This window comes from Streptomyces alkaliphilus (assembly GCF_014141535.1).
In the GTDB taxonomy this organism is placed as follows: Bacteria; Actinomycetota; Actinomycetes; order Streptomycetales; family Streptomycetaceae; genus Streptomyces; species Streptomyces alkaliphilus.
The window spans coordinates 1-4,156 of the sequence record NZ_VKHT01000440.1 but is presented as its reverse complement, the minus strand read 5'-3'; the positions used below and the strand labels follow the sequence as shown (position 1 = coordinate 4,156).

The following is a 4,156-nucleotide window of genomic DNA, read 5'->3' as shown; positions in this document are numbered from 1 at the left end:
CTCATCGCCAGGCGGTGAGCAGGTCGTCGGGCCCGAGTGCGGTGACGCCCTCCACCGTGACCCCGGCCCGGGCCACCGCGTACAGAGGGGTGTCCTCGTCCGCGCCGGGCAATCGCGAGCGGTGGACGATCAGCCGGGCGAGGTCCCGGCCGTCGAAGGGGCGGTTCTCCAACCACTTGATCGATCCCACGGCGGTGAGGCGGCGCGCCACCGGTCCCCGGTCGGCGGCCACGATGTCGATCTCCGGGTCGTTGGTGCGGGTCCAGTACCCCCCGACGGCCCCCGTCTCCGCCGGGAGACCGCCCTCCCGCATGCGGAACAACGCCTCACGGATCACCGGCTCCACCGCCCTTCCCCGCCACGTGGTCCAGGATCGGCGCACCCGTTCGACGGTGAGGTCGCCTCTCCCCCGTTCGATCTCCGACATGTGGGGCCCGATGAAGGCGAGCCAGAATCGCAGGTGGGGATCGGTGACGTGATACCGGGTCTCCCTGGAGGGGGCGGTGGACAGGGGGAGCGCGGCCTCGACCATCCGCTTGTCGATGAGCAGCCGAAGAGCCCGGCCCAAGCTGGTGGCGTTCATCCCGCCGGTGGCCCGGGTGATCGTGCCGTGGGTGCGCTCACCACTCCCGATGGCCCCCAGTACCTCCCGGGCCCGGGCCTCCACGGGAAACTCGGCCGCCAGGGAGCGTTCGCCACTGACGATGAGGGCGGAGGTCGGGTCGAGGAGGGCGTCCGCGAGGTGGTCGCGGACGGTGACCCCGGCGGGCCATTCCTCCAGCACCATCGGCAGACCGCCCGAAACGAGATGCGCGTCCAGCGCGTCCGCCGGGGGCAGGCGCAGTATCGCGGCCACATCGGCCGGGTTGAGCGGCGGGATCACCATCTCCGTGCCCCGTTGGTGGAAGGGACGGTCGTAGTCGTTGAGTCGCTCCATCATCGCCAGGTCCGAGCCCACGCACACCAGCAGCACCGGGAGGCGGGAGAACTCCCGGTCGAAGAGCTTTTGCAGGGTGCCCTCGAAGCCCGGGTCGTTGGCGATCAGATAGGGCATCTCGTCCAGGACGACCACCGACGGCCGGTCCCGGGGGAGGACCGTGGCGAGCAAACGCAGAGCGGCGTCCCACGTACGGGGGGATTGCGCGCCGAGATCCGCGGCGCCGGGGAGGTCACAGGACGTCAGTGCCTCGGTGAAGAGGTCCAGGTCGGCGGCGGGGGAGGTCTGCGCCGACGCGGTGAAGAAGAGCGAGGGAACGTGGTTCCGTTCGATGAACTCCTCGACCAGGCGGGACTTCCCCACCCGTCGGCGACCTCTCATGAGCACCGCCGTGCCGGGGCGTCCGCTCCGTCCGCCATCCTCGACCCTCCGCAGGAGACGGGTCAGACGGCCCAGTTCTTCATCACGCCCGATGAACCGGTCCACGGCTCTCCTCCTCATCCGACTCATCCGACTCCTCCGGTCGGAAAACTCACCATCAGGAGACTAACAAAAATGTGTGTATCGCAGACGATACACACATCCGTGCGAGTCTTTTCTCCATGTGGCTCCGGGGGACGAAACGGCCCGGTCCCGGCGGAGGGGTTCCGCCGGGACCGGGCCCGGGTGTTCGGCGCGCGGGTGACGCGGTCGGATCAGATCCGGCCCAGCTCCCACAGGCGGAAGACACCGCCCGCGTCACGGAGCTGCTGGATGCCGGTGATCTCGCGCAGGCTCATCGTGAAGTTGCGGTTCTGCCAGATCGGGACGACCACCGCGTCCTCGGCCGCGAGTTCGTGGATCTCGCGGAAGGTGTCGATGGTGTTGGCCCGCTGCGGCTGCCCACGGGTCTCGGCGATCAGTTCGTTGATCTCCGGGGTGCCCCAGCCGTGGCCCAGCACCGAGTCCTCCATGAGCAGAGCGGAGGTGTAGGTGTCCGGGTCGGCGAAGTCGGGGTTCCAGCCGACGAAGTAGGAGTCGACCTCGTTCGCTCCCGCGGCCTCGAGGACCGCACCGACCGTGGGGAACTCGGTGATCTCTATGTCGAAGACGCCGTCGGCCTCGAGGGTCTCCGCGATGAAGGCGACCTCCTCCGCGTGCACCTGACCGGCGAAGCCGAGGCTCAGGTCGATCGGGAGGGTGTAGCCCTCGTTCTCCAGCTCCTCCCGCACGTCGGCGGGGGTCATCTGGCCGTACAGGTCGTAGTACGGGGTGCCGTGGCCGATGATGCCGACCGGGATGAGCGAGTAGGCGGACTCCACGGTGTGCAGTCGAACCTGGCGGGCGATGGCCTCGCGGTCGATGAGGGTGGCCACCGCCCGACGGATCGGGGCCTCGGCGGAGGGGGAGTCACCCTGGCCGGAGTTGATCAGCATGCGGATCGCCGAACCCGTGATCTCCGCGTAGCGGATCTCCTGGTCGTGCTGGTCGATGGCGACGATGTCCTCGGGGTTCAGCTGCCCGGCGACGACGTCGATCTCCCTGGCGTCCCATGCCTCCTGGAGGGTGTCCGGACCGGTGTAGTAGCGCAGGGTCACCGGGTAGGCGGAGACGTCCTTGGTGCCCTTGTAGTTCGGGTTCGGCTGGAGGACGGCGAGGCCGGCCTCACCGCTCTCGTCGTCGACCGGACGGAACTCCTCGAGGGTGTAGACGCCCGAGCCGACGGCCTTGCCGTCGTCACGCGGGGTGTCCAGCTCGTACTCCTCGCGGTCCACGATGGAGAGGGCGCCACCGGCCAGGATGTAGGGGAAGGTCACGTCGGGCTCACCGAGCTCGAAGATGACGTCCCGTCCGTCCACCCGCACGGCCTCGATGCCGTTGACGAGGCTGCCCGGGCCGGTGTAGACGAACTTCTCCTCCTCCGGGATGCTGTCGTCCTCCCGCTCCTCGGCGGCACGCCGCACCATCGCGTGGATGCGGTCGACGGAGAACTTCACGTCCTCCGCGGTGACCTCGCGGCCGGAGCTGAAGGTCAGGCCGTCCCTCAGCGTGCAGCGGTACACCTGGAAGGCGTTGTCGGTGAACTCGCAGCTCTCCGCCGCGTCGGGCACCGGGGTGTCGGAACCGGCTCTCAGGGTGAGCAGGCTCTGGAACACGTTGCTGTAGAGGTCCCAGGATCCCGCGGCGTAGCTGTAGGCCGGATCCAGGGAATCCGCCCGGTCCGTCACACCCACCACGATCGGGTCCTGCCGGTCGTCACCGGAGGCGAACAACAGCCATCCGCCGACGGCACCGACCACCAACAGCACGGCCAGGCCGATGCCTATGCCCCCTTTAGCCCCCATCGCTCGCACTACCGCCGCGCCTTTCTCATTCGGATCCATCGCGAGCCACAGACTTCTCGCGCGCTCAGCCAACCATAGGCGCATGTAGGTCGCACCGGCGGGGAGACAACGGACCGGCCACAACTCGCGACGTGATCAGTCCGCTACGGCACCGTCCACACCGGGGACCTCGATCCGGAACTCCACGGTGACCGGACGACCGTCCAGCGTCACCAGGACGCTCTCCCCACCGAGCTGCGGGGAGAAGACCGCGAGCAGGTACTCGCCCCCCTGCGGGGCGCGGATGCTGAAGGCGCCGTCCGCCGAACTACGGGTCCTGGTGAGCTGGCGGCCGTTGCCGCCGTCGGCCGCCAGGGTCACCACGGCACGGGGCAGGGCGACCCCGAAGGAGTCCCGGACGACCCCGCTGATGAGGTGCGGGTCCGGGGGTTCGGCGGGGTCCGGGGCGAAGTCGGAGGTGAGGGAATCCGTCACGTCGTGGCTCCTCGATGAGGCGGACATCACAGTCGATCGGGGGACCGGCGGGTATCCCGTGGCATCTCCCGCGTTGTCCGGGGCGGTCGTGGAATGTGGTCGATGTCTCTCCTGCCCATGGGGATCCCGTTTCCCCCCTCCGGGCGTTGCCATCTCGTTATCAAGGACACCAGGGTGGCCCGAATGGTTGTGTCCGACCAGAGGGAGACACGTCTCATTTCCCTCCAACGGGGGTGGACGGATACTCCGACCCCCGGTCGGGGCATCCGGGGCCACGGCGCGACGGCTTCGCCCGGAATGCCGGACTCCGGAACCCCGGGGAGGATTGGAGGAGATCCCGGGAAGAACATGAATGCCCCAAGGAGGATCGTCGGAATCGCCCCGGGGTCCGGTGGACAGGAGGAGACGGGCGGATTCGTGG

3 protein-coding genes are annotated in these 4,156 nt (G+C 68.9%); all 3 read right to left on the bottom strand.

Annotated elements, in window-relative coordinates; all coding sequences use genetic code 11:
• Window position 1: 1 nt before the first annotated feature.
• A complete protein-coding gene (locus FNQ90_RS14555) occupies window positions 2-1,423 on the bottom strand; it encodes an ATP-binding protein (protein WP_182606773.1) in 1,422 nt (473 codons plus the stop codon).
• Between the two features lie 209 nt (window positions 1,424-1,632).
• Complete coding sequence (locus tag FNQ90_RS14550; protein ID WP_182606772.1) at window positions 1,633-3,261, bottom strand: ABC transporter substrate-binding protein; 1,629 nt, start codon at window positions 3,259-3,261, stop codon at window positions 1,633-1,635.
• A gap of 135 nt (window positions 3,262-3,396) precedes the next feature.
• Entirely contained in the window at window positions 3,397-3,735 is a 339-nt protein-coding gene (locus FNQ90_RS14545) for a carboxypeptidase-like regulatory domain-containing protein (protein ID WP_182606771.1), read from the bottom strand.
• Window positions 3,736-4,156: the final 421 nt, after the last annotated feature.